We start from the raw sequence: 15,879 nt of genomic DNA, 5'->3' as shown, positions 1-15,879 counted from the left end.
TAAACTGATGCCAGAAGATTTAATAATTTTTGGGCAATATGAGCAGAAAAATTATACTGAATTTTTTAAGGCTTAAAAAATAATTATTAAAATCAGAATCAACTTAATAACAGTCATGCTTAATTTGTTTTTTTTCAACGAAATGATAGGCAGATAAACCTTGTTTTTTCAGATTTTGATCTAAAATTTTCATCACAGAATAATACATTTTCAAACTTCCACAAACCATAATTTCACCACCGTTGATTAAATTCAAAACGATTTTATCGGCTTGTTGATTTACAATATCTTGCACATATCTTTTTACTTCTTTTTCCCTTGAAAAACAAAGTGTTACATTTTCATCTTCGGTAATTAAAAGATATTTTCCGTATAAAGAAAAATGTTTTATATTTCTAAATCCAGCCAATAAATGCACTTTATTTGCAGGATTTTGTTGCATCATGCCCAAAAAGGGTGTAATGCCTGTTCCGTTAGCAATCAAAAGCATTAATTTTTGATGTTTTGGGAAATGAAAAGCTTCATTCTTTTTGATATAAGCCTGCAAAGTTTCGCCTACTTTTAGTTGGTATAAATATCGGCTACACAGACCTTTCTCATGCAATTTTATACTAATTAAAATGCGATGATTGATTTTCGCGATGCTATAATAGCGTTCTCTCGCATTGGGCGAAGCAAAAACCGCTAATAAATCGCCAGATTCAAAAGATAGAGTATCAATAGGATTCAAAATTAAGTTGAAAACCGTAGAAAATCCATCATTTACAATCTCTTTTTGTTCAATTTTGAAGGATTTTCGTTCAATTTCTTTCATTTTGAAATAGGTCTGAAAAGGCATTTCTAAATGATTTTTCCCTGACCATAAATTCCACCAAGATTGAAATTCTATTTTAGATTGATTATGAATATAAACACTTGGAATTAAGCAATTTGCTTTAGATTTATTCAGCAAAGCATCACAATCCTTAGCAAATTGACAAAATTGTGCATATTCTCTTGCCCCGAATCCCACAATGCTATATTCAAAAGTTTGATTCTGTATATATTGTTGAAATTTTTCGGTGAATTTATGGGCATTATTGGGAGCTTCACCATCGCCATAAGTTGACGTCATGATTATCAATTGTTTCAGCTTAGGGAAATTCTGCAATTCATTCATCGTGGCAATGAAAACTTTTTGCTTCTTCTCTACTAGAGCCTTGAAAAAATTCATCGCAAACCGCTGTGTAGCACCATTTTCGCTGCCATATAAAATCACGATTTCGGCATCCTCTGCAAGCCATTGGTTTTTAGATTTCATCAGTCTTTTAGAGGCCATTTTCAAGCCTGAATAAATAAAATATAAAATGCTCAATGAACCCAAAATCAGAAAAATAGGAATCCACCAACTCCCTTCGCCTGTATGCAAAAAGTAACTGAAATCTTTTAGCTTTTTGTGATTAGAAAAATAAATCTCTTGCTGAATTTCCCCACTAAAAGCATTGACTTCCAAAACTTTATCAGCTAAATGAAGTGTATAAAATTCATCTGGGTCTGCACTAAACGGAAATTCAATTTTTTGAAAATTTTTTAAGGCTTGATTAAAATACGCAAAATCTTTTAAATCTTTTTCGGTAGAATTATCAGGTGAAAAAGTAATGATTTCTGTTTTGTTTTCATTAAAAAATTCAGCTCTAAAAAGAAATAAAATACTTCCCGTTAATGCAATGAAAAACAACGGAATTAGCATATATCTGCCCAAGAAAATGTGGGAAAATGTAGTAAAATTGGTCGGTTTAATTGGTTTGAAAAAATTTCCCCAGCCTTGTTGTCTCCTAGCGGTTACAAAAATACCAGAAATACTGATGAGAACTAGAAAAATAGAAGTGATGCCAACCAGCCATCTCCCAGTACTTTTGAGCATAAACGAACGATGAAATTGCCTTACCCACTGAAAAAATACGTTAGACTTAGGCACTTCGGCTATGATTTCCAGTGAATTAGGGTTAATGTAAACTCTCCCAACCATTTTATCTTCTGCTCCTAGAGCTTCAATGCTTAAACGCTGGTAGGCATCGACTTGAATTTCTAAAATTTCGTCAAATTTTTCATTCAAGCGAGGAAGCAATTCAGCTAAAGTTAGCTGATCATCAATTTGAGCTTCAGTAAATTGTGTTTTTTCTACAAAAGGTTCAAAAGACAAAATAAACCCTGTGGCTGCCAGCAAAAACAGAAACACAGCACTCACCAAGGCTAACCATAAATGTGCCAGTCGCCAATACCAATTCATTGCTTATGATTTGGCAAGGCGTACATAGCGGATGTAGCCAGAGCCATTATATTTCCCGTTTAAATTTTTTGCATTGAGCGGAACAATCAGCACATCATTTTTCTTGTAAGATTGCTCTTCTACAGCTGTTTCAAAACGGAGCTGATAGTTTTTGTCTAAGTATTTTTGTGGAATTTTGAGTTGAAAAGTAGCTCTTTCTCCGCCACTCAATGTTTCGCCAGAAATAGCATCTACATTCACAATTCTTTTATTCTTTTTGTAGTAAGGATACCATGCTTCGAGCCCTTTATACCATTCATCGTCATCGCCAAAAAGCTTCAAAGTCTCTACATAATTGTTTTTACTATCTAGCACAGAAACAGCTACATATGCACCTTCACCATTGTAATTCGTCATTTGAATCATGCATTTGTAAGTTTCTGTACTGAATGTGGTAAAATTCAAAAAGCTTATAAAAAATCCGATAAGTAAAGTGATTATAATATATTTTTTTCTCATCATTGTTTAATTTAAAAAAGTTAAATCCTGCCCTTGTAATTTTTCATTTTCAGAAGCCAAATCCAGTACGCTTTCATCAAAATCTGTACGTACATTTTTATCAGCTCCGAAAGCGATTAAATCTTTCATAAACTGAACATCATCTACCTGCATAGCAGCCAATTGGAGTGGAGAGAAACCTTTTTCATTTTTTTGATTAATGTCTTGGCTGATTTCCTGTGCTTTGTGCAGTAAAAATAAACTATTTTTTTCTACCGCAATATGGAACAGGCTTAGCTGAGCAGATGAAGCTGAAATTCCTGCATTTTTGAATACATTAAAAGCTTTTTCAAAGAATTTTTGGTTTTGGGGATTATAAGATTGAAACAGGGTATAAAGATAACTTTCACCTTTTTGGTTCAAATGTTTTAAATCTATGTTTTTCTGTATCAAAGCATCAAAAATATCAGCATTCCCGCCAGCAATTGCTTTAGTCATCAATGTTTCTCCGTAGGCATTAGTTTCGTTAATGTTTTGAAAATCATTTAATAAGAATTTTGCTACCGAATTATTATTTCCTTGCACAGCATAGAAAATAGCTGGATTTCCGTTCTTATCTTTTTGGTTGGCATCCACGCCTTGATTGATGAAAAATTCATAAATATTGATATGATTATTTCTTGAAGCCAGCTTGTGCAAGGGTGTTTCATTGTTTTTATTGCTCACACGGGTAGGAACGCCTATACTTTTCAAAAATTCAAAAACTTCAATATTATTAAAGCTTCTTTTCTGCCCTTGAGCCGCAAAAAACATTGCATTTTCTTTTTGAAGATTTTCATGTAACGGATTGATTTTGTGTTGAATTAAGTCTTTCAACATCGGTATGTTTCCAGAAGTCGCAGTGTATAGAAAGATATTGTTCCCGTCTTTATCTGTATCTGTGAGTTGAATATCTTTTTCTTTTAATAGAAAATTCAAATCCGCAACTTGCTTCACTGCTGGAGCCAAAAGCAGAAGAGCGTGGGCACCTTTGGTATTTTGAATAGAAAGAGGTACACCATGTTGCTTGAAAGTGGTATAAACAGCAGGGTTTGTAACGCCTCTCACCGCTGTATAAGTCACCAAATTATTGCCTTTATCTTCTACCGCCATCACGTCAGAGCCTTTTTCAATCAAATATTCAATTAATGGAATATTACCTTTACTCCCTGCCCAAAGCAAGTAAATTCTGCCATCATGCGTTTTTTTATCTACACTATTGCCGTCTTGTTGCAATAGAAAATCAATAATGGAAACATCTGCATTGTTTAAAATGGCATAAGTTGTTGCATCAAATCCGCGATTGTTTTGCGCTGAAGGATTATTCCCGTTGGTGACGGCTTGTTTCACTTGATTTAAATCAGGTTGAGCTGACCAAAAATCATCGCTCAGCAGTAGATTGTTTTGCGATTGAACACGGTTCATCATTAGAATCATGAACAAAAAAATATAAGAAAAGTATTTCATTTTAATTTATTTAGAATGATTAAAACAAAAGTATTTATAATTTCTGTTTAGACGAAATCTAAATTAAAATTTGATATTATATTAACGTTTTAAACCACCCGTTGTACATTATAAAAGAGTTTATCAAAACATCAAATTTAACCTAACAAATTGATTTCCAAAAAAAAATAGTAAAATGACAGATAAACTTGAGCCAAATTGCAAAATAGTTTTGATTGAATATCAAAAAAATACCGAAAAAGGATTGAAATCTTATTTTATCAACTTTGTGATTAGTTTTTAAAATAAATTATACCAAAATTTTCTAAGCCTTAAAAAAAATTATTTACCTTGCATTTCTACAAGCGGAATTATCATTTCTTCCATCGATATTCCCCCGTGCTGATAGGTGTTTTTGTAATAATTGACGTAATAATTGTAGTTTTTGGGATAAGCTAAAAAAGTATTTTCTTTTGCAAAAATATATTTGGATGATACATTGACTTTGGGTAAAAAATAGTCCTCGGGCTGCTCTATAGCGAAGACATCATTTTCATCAAACTGCAAGTGGCGTCCGAGCTTGTAACGGAGATTGGTGCTGGTTTCTCGGTCGCCCACGACTTTAATTGGATTCTTCACAAAAATAGTCCCGTGATCTGTCGTCAATATGATTTTCATTCCCTCGGCAGCGGCTAACTTCAGCGTTTTCATTAAATAACTGTTTTCAAAGAAATTACGTGTCATGGAGCGATAAGTTTTATCATCACGAATCATTTCGCTCACGATTTTGTTATCAGTTTTAGCATGGGAAAGGATATCGATAAAGTTGTAAACGATCACCGTTAGGTCATTTTTTTTGAATTGAGAAAATTCATCAAAAACTTTTTTAGAAAAAGAGGTATTTAAAATTTTATAATATTTAAATTTCAATTGATTTTGGTTTAAACGCTTCAGCTGTGCTTGCAACAGTTGCTCTTCAAACTCATTTTTATTACCTTCTTCATTATCATTTTTCCAATATTGGGGGAATTTTTTTTCAATCTCGAGCGGCATCATTCCGCTGAAAAAGGCGTTTCTGGCGTATTGCGTGGAAGAGGGTAAAATGCTGTAGTATAATTCTTCTTTTTTGATATTACAAAATTCCGTGAAAAGCGGCTGAATTGCCTTCCATTGGTCGAGCCGTAGGTTATCAATCAACAGCAAAAGCACCTTCTCTTGTGGTTTTATTTGTGGTGAAATTCTTTTTTGAAAAACGCTGTGAGATAAAATCGGAGCATCTTTTTCATGTAGCCAATTATGATAATTTTTTTCTACAAATTTAGCAAACTGTTGATTCGCCTCTGCCTTTTGATTACTCAAAATTTCGAGCATATGAGGGTCTTCAATATTTTCTAGCTGCATTTCCCATTGCACTAAGTTTTGGTAAAGAGCTACCCAATCTTTGTCATCGCATGCATTCATCAAGTTTATAGAAATATTTCTAAACTCTTGCTGATAATTGGCAATGGATTTTTCGGTAATGAGCTGTGTGCTGCTCAGAATTTTTTTAAGGCTTAATAAAATTTGATTAGGATTGACTGGTTTTATCAGATAATCAGATATTTGAGAGCCAATAGCTTCTTCCATCAAACTCTCTTCTTCGTTTTTGGTGACCATAACCACGGGGAGGTAAGGGTGGATTTCTTTGATGAGTTTTAGAGCGTCTAAACCACCGATGCCTGGCATGTTTTCATCAATCAAAACGGCGGAAAAACTTTCAGTCTTCAGTAAGTCTAAGGCATCTGTAGCATTATTTATAGGAATGGCTTGGTAACCTTTTTTCTCTAAAAATAGAATGTGAGCTTTGAGTAATTCAATTTCATCATCAATCCAAAGAATTTTCATAAATGTTTTTAATTTTTACTTTTGTCACCAAATTTATAGCCAAATTTAAATTAATTTAAACCTAATATCAAGTCCATTGAACAAGTTCAAGATTTTTAATGACCCGTTGTATGGTTTTATAACGATTCCCAATGGAATTATTTTTGATTTAATCGAGCACAAATATTTTCAAAGACTCAGGAGGATTTCACAAACGGGTTTAACTCAATATGTCTACCCAGGCTGTACGCATTCTCGTTTTTTGCACGCATTGGGTTGCCTGAATCTGATGCAAAAGGCAGTTCAGACTTTGCGGCTTAAAAATGTAGAAATTTCTCCCGAGGAAGAGCAAGCGGTTTACATTGCGATTTTGCTGCACGACATTGGTCATGGGCCCTTCTCGCATACGCTAGAGCGTACGATTGTCAAGGACGTTTCTCACGAGCAGATTTCTCTTCAATTAATGCATTATTTGAATACCGAAACGGGTGGACGCCTGAATCTAGCGATTGAAATTTTCACAGGAAAATACCCCCGCTATTTTTTAAATGAATTAATTGCCAGCCAGTTAGATATAGATCGGCTGGATTATCTGAAAAGAGATAGCTTCTTTAGCGGTGTTGCAGAGGGAAACATCAATTCAGATCGAATCATTTCTATGCTAAATGTGCATGAGAATCGATTAGTCATCGACGAAAAAGGAATTTATTCGGTAGAGAAATTTTTGATTTCTCGCATGTTTATGTACTGGCAAGTCTATATGCACAAAACTTCTTTGGCTGCGGAAATTTACCTGACTCAGGCATTTCGTAGAGCGCAAGAGTTAGCTCAAAATGGTGAGAAACTACCAGCGACACCTGCCTTAGAATATTTCTTGAGCAGACAAAAGAAAGATGATTTTGATTTTAATGACATTAATGCTTTTGTGGATTTGGATGATAATGATATTCTATTTGCTCTCAAGCAGTGGCAAAATCAAGAAGATGAGATTTTATCAATTTTAGCCAAATCAATTATCCAAAGAAAATTACCGAAAGCAGAAATTTATAATCAAAAAATTCCAAAAGAGGAAATTGAAAAACAGGTGCAACTGTGCGAAAAGCTCTTAGGGGCTGGCTCTTCTTCCTATTTTGTACATGATACTGAGATGAGCGTAACGCCATATAATAAAGAAAGTCATCCGATTTTATTGCTGAACAAGAAGAAGCAGTGTATGGATATTGCAGAGTCTCCCAAGCAAATTTTGACGCAGCCGCTGTACCTGAAGACAGTAAAACATCATTTTTGCTCTTGGAATCAAGAAAAATTATTAAGGCTTAAAAAAAATAAATATTTTGTTGAAATTTAAATAGCTCTTAGAAAGCATTTATTTTTCTACTTTTGTAGTATGGAATTTACAGCGCAACAAATTGCTGATTTGATAAATGGACAAATTGTAGGTGAACCCGAGCAGCCAGTGAGTGGTTTTGGGAGAATTCAAGAAGCAAAACCACAGGAGTTGACCTTTCTTGGAAATGATAAGTATTCACACTTCCTTAAAGAAACTAATTCTCAGGTAATTATCATTTCTAAGAAATTTAAAAAAGAAGTGACTACGGGGAAAACTTTCATCATTGTAGAAGATGCATACCAAGCCATCACACAACTTCTGCAAATGTATGAGTCTCTACAACCCAAAAAAAATGGCATTATGCAACCTACATCCATAGCTGAAAACGCTCAAATCAAAGAGAAAGGATTTTATTTGGGAGAGTTTAGCGTGATAAGTTCTGGAGTTAAAATAGGAGAAAATGTAAAAATTTATCCACAAGTTTATATTGGCGAAAATGTGGAAATTGGGGATAATACCATCATTTATCCTGGAGTAAAAATTTACGAAAACATAAAAATTGGTAGAAATGTAATTATTCAGTCCAATAGTGTAATTGGCTGCGAAGGTTTTGGCTACCAACCAGATGAAAATGGCGTTTTTAAAAAAGTTCCACAGCTGGGAAACGTCATCATAGAGAACGATGTGGAAATCGGAGCTTGTTCTACAATAGACCGAGCGACAATGGGTTCTACCCTCATAAAAGAAGGAACAAAATTAGATAATCAAATTCAAATAGCTCATAATGTTGAAATTGGACGTCACAACGTGATTGCGGCACAGAGTGGCGTAGCGGGTTCTACCAAAATAGGCAACCACAATATGATTGGTGGGCAAGTAGGTGTCACTGGGCATTTGAAAATTGGAAATAAAATTCAGGTGCAGGCACAGAGCGGAGTAAACCATGATGTGAAAGATGGAGAAAAATTGTATGGCTCACCAGCTTTTTCTGCCATGGATTTTAGGAAATCTTATGTGCATTTCAAAAATTTCAGTAAAATTGTTCAAAGGATTGATAAATTAGAAAAATTAATTAAAAAAGAAAATCATGGCGGATAAGCAAAAAACCTTAGCTTCTGAAATTACTTTAAACGGTGTTGGCTTGCACACTGGGGAAGAAGTAATAATGACTTTAAAACCAGCGAAAGAAGACGCAGGATTTGTTTTTGTGAGAACCGATTTAGAGGGTAGCCCAAGAGTTGAAGCTGATGCCAATTTTGTGACTTTTACCGATAGAGGAACGATTTTAGAAAAAAAGGGAGTAAAAATCAATACAACGGAGCACATTCTTGCTGCTCTTACTGGGATGGATATAGATAACGCTATTATTGAACTAAATAGTGCTGAACCTCCTATCATGGATGGCTCTGCAAAATATTTTGTAGAAGCCATAGAAAAAGCAGGAATCGTAGAGCAAGAAGCTGAACGGGAATATTTTGAAATAAAAGAAATTGTTACTTTCTCTGACCCTGAAACTGGTTCTGAAATTACAGCAATACCCTCAGATACCTACCAAGTGACTTCTATGGTAGATTTCGGAACTAAAGTTTTAGGTACGCAAAATGCTACACTGAAAAATTTAGCCGATTTTAAAAAAGAAATTGCCAATGCAAGAACGTTTAGTTTTTTGCATGAATTGGAACAACTTCTAAACGCTGGGCTCATTAAAGGAGGGGATATAAACAATGCTATCGTCTACGTAGATAAAGAAATAACACCCGAAACGGAAGAAAAACTCAAAATAGCTTTTAACCAAGAAAGCGTCTCCATTCGCCCGAATGGAATTTTAGATAATTTAACCTTACATTACCCTAACGAAGCTGCTCGCCATAAACTTCTAGACGTAATTGGCGATTTGGCGTTGGTTGGCATGAAGTTAAAAGCAAAAATCATTGCCAATAAACCTGGCCACTTGATTAATACGCAATTTGCAAAAAAACTGAGTAAACAGATCAAAATAGCACAACGAAAAAATGTCCCTGCTATTGACACCAGTGCAGAGCCTGTCTACGACATCAATAAAATTATGGAACTACTACCACATCGCCCACCATTTTTGTTGGTAGATAAAATCATGAGTATTGATGAAAAAACGGTAATTGGCATCAAAAATGTTACCATGAACGAACCTTTTTTTGTCGGTCATTTCCCAGAAGAGCCAGTAATGCCTGGTGTTTTGCAAGTAGAAGCTATGGCACAGGCAGGTGGAATTCTGTTTCTGAGTAGTGTCCCAGACCCAGAGAATTACTCCACTTATTTCGTCAAAATTGATAACGTGAAATTCAAGAAAAAAGTAGTGCCTGGGGATACAATGATTTTTAAAGTTGAATTAATTGAGCCTGTTCGCCGTGGAATCGTTCACATGCAAGGCTATGCTTATGTGGGCGATAGCATCGTAGCAGAAGCAGAACTCATGGCACAATTAATTAAAAATAAAAAAGAAGTTTAGAAAAAATTATGAATCAGCCTTTAGCTTACATCCACCCCGATGCCAAACTTGCAGAAAATGTAGTGGTAGAACCCTTTACAACGATTTCTAAAAATGTCTCAATTGGCGAAGGAACTTGGATTGGCCCGAACGTCAGTATTTTAGATGGAGCAAGAATCGGTAAAAATTGTAAAATTTTCCCTGGAGCTGTTGTTTCTGCAATCCCACAAGATTTGAAATACCGAGGTGAAAAATCTATAGTAATAATCGGTGATAACACAACAATTCGCGAATGTGTGACCATCAACAAAGGAACTGCTGATCGTATGAAAACGATGATTGGCAACAACTGTTTAATCATGGCTTACTCGCACATCGCACATGATTGCATCGTAGGGAATAATTGTATTTTTTCTAATAATACAACCTTGGCTGGCCATGTGAGCGTAGGAGATTTTGCCATCATGGCGGGAATGACAGCGGTACATCAGTTTTGCACGGTTGGGAGTCACGCCTTTGTTACCGGCGGGTCATTGGTAAGAAAAGACGTTCCCCCTTTTGTCAAAGCGGCTCGTGAACCACTCTCTTATATGGGAATCAATTCGGTAGGTTTGAGGCGAAGAGGATTTAGCTCAGAACAAATCAGGGAAATTCAAGACATTTACAGAATTTTATATCAAAAAAACTACAATACTGCTCAAGCTTTAGAAATTATAGAAGCAGAAATGGAAGCAACACCAGAGCGAGACGAAATTCTAACTTTCATCCGAGAGTCGCAGAGAGGTATAATGAGAGGATATAATACAAATAATTTTTAAAAAAAAACAACGGATATGGCAACAACATCAGACATTAAAAAAGGAATGTGTATAGAATTCAATAATGATACGTATAAAATCATCGAATTCCTACATGTGAAGCCAGGGAAAGGACCTGCTTTTGTGAGAACAAAATTAAAAAGCGTTACCAACGGAAAAGTTTTAGAAAATACATTTTCTGCTGGACACAAAATTGATGATGTACGTGTAGAAACAAGAACGTACCAATATCTATATGAAGACGACCATGGTTATCATTTTATGAACAATGATGATTATTCTCAAGTTTATATCAACAAAGGAATGATAGAAAACCCTGGATTTATGAAAAACGGTGAAGAAGTGACCATCGTTTTCAGAGCAGATGATGAAACGCCACTTTCTGCAGAGCTCCCAGCGCACGTAATATTGGAGGTTGCCCACACAGAGCCTGGTGTAAAGGGTGATACAGCAACTAACGCTACCAAACCAGCAACTTTAGAAACTGGAGCAGAGGTTAAGGTTCCGCTTTTCATCAATGAAGGAGACAAAATTAGAATCAGTACAGAAGATGGTTCCTATCAGGAAAGAATAAAATCTTAATTCTATCAAAAGAAATTGCTCTATTTTTTTTAAGGCTTAAAAAAATTAGTGAAGAATTAATCATATCTTTTCATGAAACGGGCAATAACTTTATGCATTAGTATAATTAATTTAATTTTATGGCTCAAAGTATTCAATTTTCGTTTATTCCGTACATCGTTGAACTTAGACATACGTTTTCTATTTCTAATTTTTCAAGAAAACAAACGCCAGCAATGCTGGTGAAATTAGAATGGGAGGGCTACACGGGCTATGGTGAAGCATCTATGCCACCCTACCTAGGCGAGTCGATAGAAACGGCTACAAAATTTTATAAGGCTTTAAAAATTTCTCAATTTTCTAATCCTTTTTTGCTAGATGAGATTCTAACCTATGTTGACGAGACCGAGCCAGGAAATACTGCGGCAAAAGCGGCTGTAGACATTGCTCTACATGATTTGAAGGGTAAAATTCTCAATCAGCCATTACATCAACTTTTGGGCTACGATATTTGGCAAACACCGCCAACAAGTTATACAATTGGTATTGATGAGCCGCAAGTCGTACAAGAGAAAACACGAGAGCACCAGAGAGATTTTAAACTTCTGAAAATCAAAGTGGGGAAATCTAATTACCAGTCAATGATAGAAAATGTACGCCAAGTTTTTTCAGGAGATTTATGCGTAGATGCCAATCAAGATTGGGAAGAAAAAGAATCGGCGCTAGAAATGATTCACTGGATGAATGAAAATGGAGTTATCTTTGTGGAGCAACCTATGCACAAAAAATTCATTGATGAAACTGCTTGGCTGACCGAAAATAGTCCGCTACCCATTATTGCAGACGAATCCGTTCAGCGGCTGCAAGATCTTTATAAACTCAAAGGTGTTTTTTCTGGAGTTAACGTCAAATTGATGAAAAGCACGGGCATCAGAGAAGCGCAAAAGATGCTCTATGTTGCAGAAGCGCTCGGTTTGAAAAAAATGATGGGTGTAATGACAGAAACTTCTTGTGGCGTTTCAGCAGCAGCACAGCTTTCAGCTTTGGCAGATTGGGTTGATTTAGATGGGCATTTCCTTATTTCAAACGACCCATTTACTGGGCTGAAATTGGAGGATGGGAAAGTCATCTCCGCTGGTGTTGGACTAGGTCTAGAGAAAAAAGATTTTTTAAGCCTTTAGAAAATTTTGGTGAAATTTGAATCTTTCCTAAAATAGAGAAAACAAAAAATTCCATTTCAGTGATTTGAATATGTTTTTTTTAAGGCTTAGAAAAATTTAGGCAGTTTTTCTTACAAAAAACTGCCTTTTTTATTCATTTTTATTTATCAATTGAGCCTGTGACGCGCTTCATAAAGTTATTTAAGGCTTCTTTTTTAGATTCACCTTTTTTCACCATATTATCTACTTCGACTGCGCCATACAGGTTTGATAAAATTTCACCTAAGACGTCTAATTCTTCATCTTTTAGATTATCGCTTTCTATTAGGTTTTCTAGCGTTTCGATGGTTTCATTGACGTAATCTTGATCATTTTCATCGATGAAATTGGTTATATGTTTAATTAGCGGTAACCTCATCTATCAATGCTTTTAGCTGTTCGGCCTTGTTGGTTTGGATTTGATTTACAACTTTACCGCTTCTGAATGCTGCAAAAGTTGGCAAATTATCTACGGTAGCTAATTTCCTAGACTCTGGGAATTTCTCTGCGTCTACATAGTAAAAGGTTGCACTTTCAGTTTCTTGTGCAAATTTCTTAAATTTTGGTTTCATGATTTTGCAATTTCCGCACCACCCAGCTCCGTATTGAACGAATACCAATTCGTTTTCGTTTATAATTTCCTGTAAATTATCTTGTTCTAACTCTTTCATTTTTATTTAATTTTGAGAAAAAGGCTCATCAGAAGTGCCTTTTCTGTTTTTAAAATTTAGTGAGATTTTAAATAATCTGCGATGCCTTTTCTATCAGCGCTCATCGCATCTTTGCCTTCTTCCCAGTTGGCTGGGCAGACTTCACCGTGCTGCTGAACGTGTGTGTATGCATCTATCATTCTCAAATATTCTTTTACGTTTCGTCCTAAAGGCATATCATTGATGCTCTCGTGGAATACGCGCCCTTGCTCATCAATCAAATAGGTTGCGCGATAAGTTACGTTATCTCCATCTACGATGTAAGAATCTGTTTCCTCGTGGTATTCACCTTCGGTCAAATCAAGAATATTAAGTAGCGAAGCTAGATTTCTATTGCTATCTGCTAAGATAGGATAGGTCACGCCTTGAATCCCACCTTGATCTTTTGGGGTGTTTAGCCAAGCGAAATGAACTTCTGCGGTATCGCAAGATGCTCCAATCACTAGTGTATTTCTTTTTTCAAATTCTGGTAAGGCTTCTTGAAATGCATGAAGTTCTGTCGGGCAAACGAATGTGAAGTCTTTTGGGTACCAAAATAGTAGTACTTTTTTGTTATTTTTTATTGCTTTTTCTAACACATTAAGTCTGAATGTGTCGCCCATTTCATCCATAGCGTTAACAGAAAGATTTGGGAATTTTTTACCTACGTTAGACATATTTTTTTAATTTTTTTGTTTGTTTAACTTTTATACCGCAAAGATAATGCTAAAGATTTTGCCATATAATTATTTCTAATGATTAAACTTATAATTGATAAATAAATTTTATAGTTAATGTGTATCTTCAATGTTTTTTTCTATCCAGTAGAGGCAAGATTTAAAATCATCAAATAAGTAATCTTCTGAAATTAAATTTGGTATAATGCCGATGCTTTGCATCAAATATTCTGGCTGTTTATTTACCCCGACCAAAAGCGTGATTATATTTTTTTGATTCATTTCCAATAAAATATCTTCAAATGTGTAGACACCGCTTTGGTCTAAGTAAGGGACGTTATCCATAAGAATTACTAGGCATTGTGTGGTTTCTGGTAGGTCTTCAGACAAAGCTTTTATATCACCCGTGTTCCCAAAAAATACAGGACCGTTTAGGTGCTTGATGAAAACTTCTTCTTTAAGTTTTTCTGGGAAATGAAGCTCATCTGCCCATTGGTCTTCCAAAGCTAAATTTTTGAGTGCAGTAATGCTAGAGCTTTGAGCTGTAAAATCACCCATTTTCTTCATAAACATGAGAGAAGCTATGACTAAACCGATTCCCACAGCGTTCACTAAATTCCAAAATGTAGAAAGTAGCAATACTATAATCATAATTAGTACTTCCATACTGAATTTTATAGAGCCTATTTTCACATCTTTTGGAATGTTCGGGATTGCTTTCAGTCCTTTGTAATCCATCACTCCTACCCCGACAGTTATTAAAATTCCAGCTAAAACAGCAGCAGGAATCTTAGATGCGACTGGCCCTAAGGCGACTGAAACGACTAGCAACAAAACCCCAGCAAACATCCCAGAGAGTCTTGTTTTCCCTCCTGCATTGATGTTCACCACTGTTCGTATTGTTGCGCCAGCTCCTGGTAAACCTCCAAAAAATGCAGCGACACCATTTCCAATTCCTTGCCCGACTAACTCTTGATTTGGCTGATGTTTGGTTTTTGTCATATTATCTGCCACTACACTTGTGAGCAAAGAATCAATGGAGCCTAGCAAGGCTAAAGTTAATGCTGTAAAAATATAAGGTGTTACTATTCCTAAATCAAATTCGGTAATGATTCCAAAATTGGGCATGGGGAACCCACTAGGAATTTCTTCAATCGGTCTATAGTCTAATTTAAAAATCAATGCAACAAGCGTCATCACGATTAGAGCTACTAAATTAGAGGGAATCACCGTGGTAATTTTTTTAAACCCGTAGATGATAATTACTGTTCCTAAAGCTAGTGCTAATTCTAATAAATTGATTTTTTGAATAGCTCTAGGCAACATTTTAACTGCCCCCACAACGCCAGAAGCTTCATTCCCTGCCAAGGTTTTAGCCTCTGCCAGAATCTCAATTTCTGAAATTTGATCAGCTCGCTCCACTGTTTTTTTGAAATCTTCTAAAACTAGAATATCTTCACCCGCCTCTTCTTCTAAAATACCTTTTAGCAAAACTGCTTCAGCTTTTGAGCGAAATTCGTTTACAAAGTCTTGGTCTTCTTTGGGGTAATATCCCATCATTGGTAGCAATTGTGTGATAATGATAATTACGCCTATCGCTGTCATAAATCCTGAAACAACAGGGTATGGGATATATTTAATATATTTCCCAAGCCCTAGAAATCCCATTAAAATTTGAATCAACCCCGCTAATAAAAAAACCGTTAAGATTCCAGGCATGGCTTTTTCTACATCGCCTTCATTTGCTCCAATAATTCCTGCTATAATCACCATAGAGACTGCCGTCATTGGTGCCGTTGGGCCAGAGATTTGTGTTTTTGTCCCACCAAATAAAGCAGCAAAAAAAGCTAGAAATATCGCCCCGTAAAGTCCTGCCGATGGGCCTAAACCTGAACTTACCCCGAATGCTAAAGCCAATGGCAAGGCCACGATACCTCCAGTGATTCCACCAAAAAGGTCTCCTTTGAAATGTTTAAAATTAAAGTTAAATAAATTCTTGAACATAAAAGTTTGGTTTTTTTATTTGATTTGTTTGTTTGATTAA

At 35.5% G+C, this 15,879-nt stretch carries 14 protein-coding genes; 6 read left to right on the top strand and 8 right to left on the bottom strand.

All coding sequences use genetic code 11. The features are described 5' to 3' along the window. Positions 1 to 103: 103 nt before the first annotated feature. The 4 genes from QOX03_RS01090 to porX form a co-directional block, all read right to left on the bottom strand. Positions 104 to 2,269, bottom strand: a complete 2,166-nt coding sequence (locus tag QOX03_RS01090) for a PepSY domain-containing protein (protein ID WP_283671152.1) — start codon at positions 2,267 to 2,269, stop codon at positions 104 to 106. Between the two features lie 3 nt (positions 2,270 to 2,272). Beyond that, positions 2,273 to 2,770, bottom strand: a complete 498-nt coding sequence (locus tag QOX03_RS01085) for a DUF2271 domain-containing protein (protein ID WP_283671151.1) — start codon at positions 2,768 to 2,770, stop codon at positions 2,273 to 2,275. 3 nt (positions 2,771 to 2,773) lie between these two features. Next, a complete protein-coding gene (locus QOX03_RS01080; RefSeq protein WP_283671150.1) occupies positions 2,774 to 4,252 on the bottom strand; it encodes an ankyrin repeat domain-containing protein in 1,479 nt (492 codons plus the stop codon). Positions 4,253 to 4,573: 321 nt separating this feature from the next. Further along, positions 4,574 to 6,115: a T9SS response regulator signal transducer PorX gene (gene porX / locus QOX03_RS01075; RefSeq protein WP_283671149.1), complete on the bottom strand. Its 1,542-nt coding sequence runs from the start codon at positions 6,113 to 6,115 to the stop codon at positions 4,574 to 4,576. Between the two features lie 76 nt (positions 6,116 to 6,191). Between porX and QOX03_RS01070 the strand changes: the two genes are divergently transcribed. From QOX03_RS01070 to QOX03_RS01045, 6 genes are all read left to right on the top strand, one after another. Continuing rightward, the gene (locus QOX03_RS01070) at positions 6,192 to 7,442 is read left to right on the top strand and encodes an HD domain-containing protein (RefSeq protein WP_283671148.1); all 1,251 of its coding nucleotides are present in this window, start codon (positions 6,192 to 6,194) and stop codon (positions 7,440 to 7,442) included. 39 nt (positions 7,443 to 7,481) lie between these two features. Next, positions 7,482 to 8,522 carry a UDP-3-O-(3-hydroxymyristoyl)glucosamine N-acyltransferase gene (gene lpxD, locus QOX03_RS01065; protein ID WP_283671147.1) on the top strand — a complete coding sequence of 347 codons (1,041 nt, stop codon included), beginning with the start codon at positions 7,482 to 7,484 and terminating at the stop codon, positions 8,520 to 8,522. Continuing rightward, positions 8,512 to 9,912 (top strand): bifunctional UDP-3-O-[3-hydroxymyristoyl] N-acetylglucosamine deacetylase/3-hydroxyacyl-ACP dehydratase, encoded by a 1,401-nt coding sequence (locus QOX03_RS01060; protein WP_283671146.1) that lies wholly within the window; start codon positions 8,512 to 8,514, stop codon positions 9,910 to 9,912. Before lpxD ends, QOX03_RS01060 begins: the two co-directional genes overlap by 11 nt. Before the next feature lie 8 nt (positions 9,913 to 9,920). Then, on the top strand, positions 9,921 to 10,709 hold the full coding sequence (gene lpxA, locus QOX03_RS01055; protein ID WP_283671145.1) for an acyl-ACP--UDP-N-acetylglucosamine O-acyltransferase: 789 nt from the start codon (positions 9,921 to 9,923) through the stop codon (positions 10,707 to 10,709). A gap of 15 nt (positions 10,710 to 10,724) precedes the next feature. Further along, positions 10,725 to 11,291, top strand: coding sequence for an elongation factor P (efp, locus tag QOX03_RS01050; protein WP_119057111.1), 567 nt, complete (start codon positions 10,725 to 10,727; stop codon positions 11,289 to 11,291). 119 nt (positions 11,292 to 11,410) lie between these two features. Next, positions 11,411 to 12,451: a dipeptide epimerase gene (locus tag QOX03_RS01045; RefSeq protein WP_283671144.1), complete on the top strand. Its 1,041-nt coding sequence runs from the start codon at positions 11,411 to 11,413 to the stop codon at positions 12,449 to 12,451. Positions 12,452 to 12,590: 139 nt separating this feature from the next. Here the strand turns inward: QOX03_RS01045 and QOX03_RS01040 are convergent, their stop codons facing one another. The 4 genes from QOX03_RS01040 to QOX03_RS01025 form a co-directional block, all read right to left on the bottom strand. After that, entirely contained in the window at positions 12,591 to 12,848 is a 258-nt protein-coding gene (locus QOX03_RS01040; RefSeq protein WP_283671143.1) for a DUF6952 family protein, read from the bottom strand. Continuing rightward, on the bottom strand, positions 12,829 to 13,140 hold the full coding sequence (locus tag QOX03_RS01035; RefSeq protein WP_283671142.1) for a thioredoxin family protein: 312 nt from the start codon (positions 13,138 to 13,140) through the stop codon (positions 12,829 to 12,831). Before QOX03_RS01035 ends, QOX03_RS01040 begins: the two co-directional genes overlap by 20 nt. 56 nt (positions 13,141 to 13,196) lie before the next feature. Next, positions 13,197 to 13,835 (bottom strand): peroxiredoxin, encoded by a 639-nt coding sequence (locus tag QOX03_RS01030; RefSeq protein ID WP_283671141.1) that lies wholly within the window; start codon positions 13,833 to 13,835, stop codon positions 13,197 to 13,199. Between the two features lie 114 nt (positions 13,836 to 13,949). After that, positions 13,950 to 15,839 (bottom strand): SulP family inorganic anion transporter, encoded by a 1,890-nt coding sequence (locus QOX03_RS01025; protein WP_283671140.1) that lies wholly within the window; start codon positions 15,837 to 15,839, stop codon positions 13,950 to 13,952. Between the last annotated feature and the right edge of the window lie 40 nt (positions 15,840 to 15,879).

It is taken from the genome of Candidatus Ornithobacterium hominis (assembly GCF_951229915.1).
Taxonomy (GTDB): domain Bacteria; phylum Bacteroidota; class Bacteroidia; order Flavobacteriales; family Weeksellaceae; genus Ornithobacterium; species Ornithobacterium hominis.
This window is presented reverse-complemented; position numbering and strand designations above follow the sequence as displayed.

Coding starts and splice junctions, on each gene's coding strand:
- QOX03_RS01030 (WP_283671141.1), bottom strand. CDS start 13,835: ATGTCTAACGTAGGTAAAAAATTCCCAAATCTTTCTGTTAACGCTATG.
- QOX03_RS01025 (WP_283671140.1), bottom strand. CDS start 15,839: ATGTTCAAGAATTTATTTAACTTTAATTTTAAACATTTCAAAGGAGAC.
- QOX03_RS01085 (WP_283671151.1), bottom strand. CDS start 2,770: ATGATGAGAAAAAAATATATTATAATCACTTTACTTATCGGATTTTTT.
- QOX03_RS01090 (WP_283671152.1), bottom strand. CDS start 2,269: ATGAATTGGTATTGGCGACTGGCACATTTATGGTTAGCCTTGGTGAGT.
- QOX03_RS01080 (WP_283671150.1), bottom strand. CDS start 4,252: ATGAAATACTTTTCTTATATTTTTTTGTTCATGATTCTAATGATGAAC.
- efp (WP_119057111.1), top strand. CDS start 10,725: ATGGCAACAACATCAGACATTAAAAAAGGAATGTGTATAGAATTCAAT.
- QOX03_RS01040 (WP_283671143.1), bottom strand. CDS start 12,848: ATGAGGTTACCGCTAATTAAACATATAACCAATTTCATCGATGAAAAT.
- lpxA (WP_283671145.1), top strand. CDS start 9,921: ATGAATCAGCCTTTAGCTTACATCCACCCCGATGCCAAACTTGCAGAA.
- QOX03_RS01060 (WP_283671146.1), top strand. CDS start 8,512: ATGGCGGATAAGCAAAAAACCTTAGCTTCTGAAATTACTTTAAACGGT.
- QOX03_RS01045 (WP_283671144.1), top strand. CDS start 11,411: ATGGCTCAAAGTATTCAATTTTCGTTTATTCCGTACATCGTTGAACTT.
- lpxD (WP_283671147.1), top strand. CDS start 7,482: ATGGAATTTACAGCGCAACAAATTGCTGATTTGATAAATGGACAAATT.
- QOX03_RS01035 (WP_283671142.1), bottom strand. CDS start 13,140: ATGAAAGAGTTAGAACAAGATAATTTACAGGAAATTATAAACGAAAAC.
- porX (WP_283671149.1), bottom strand. CDS start 6,115: ATGAAAATTCTTTGGATTGATGATGAAATTGAATTACTCAAAGCTCAC.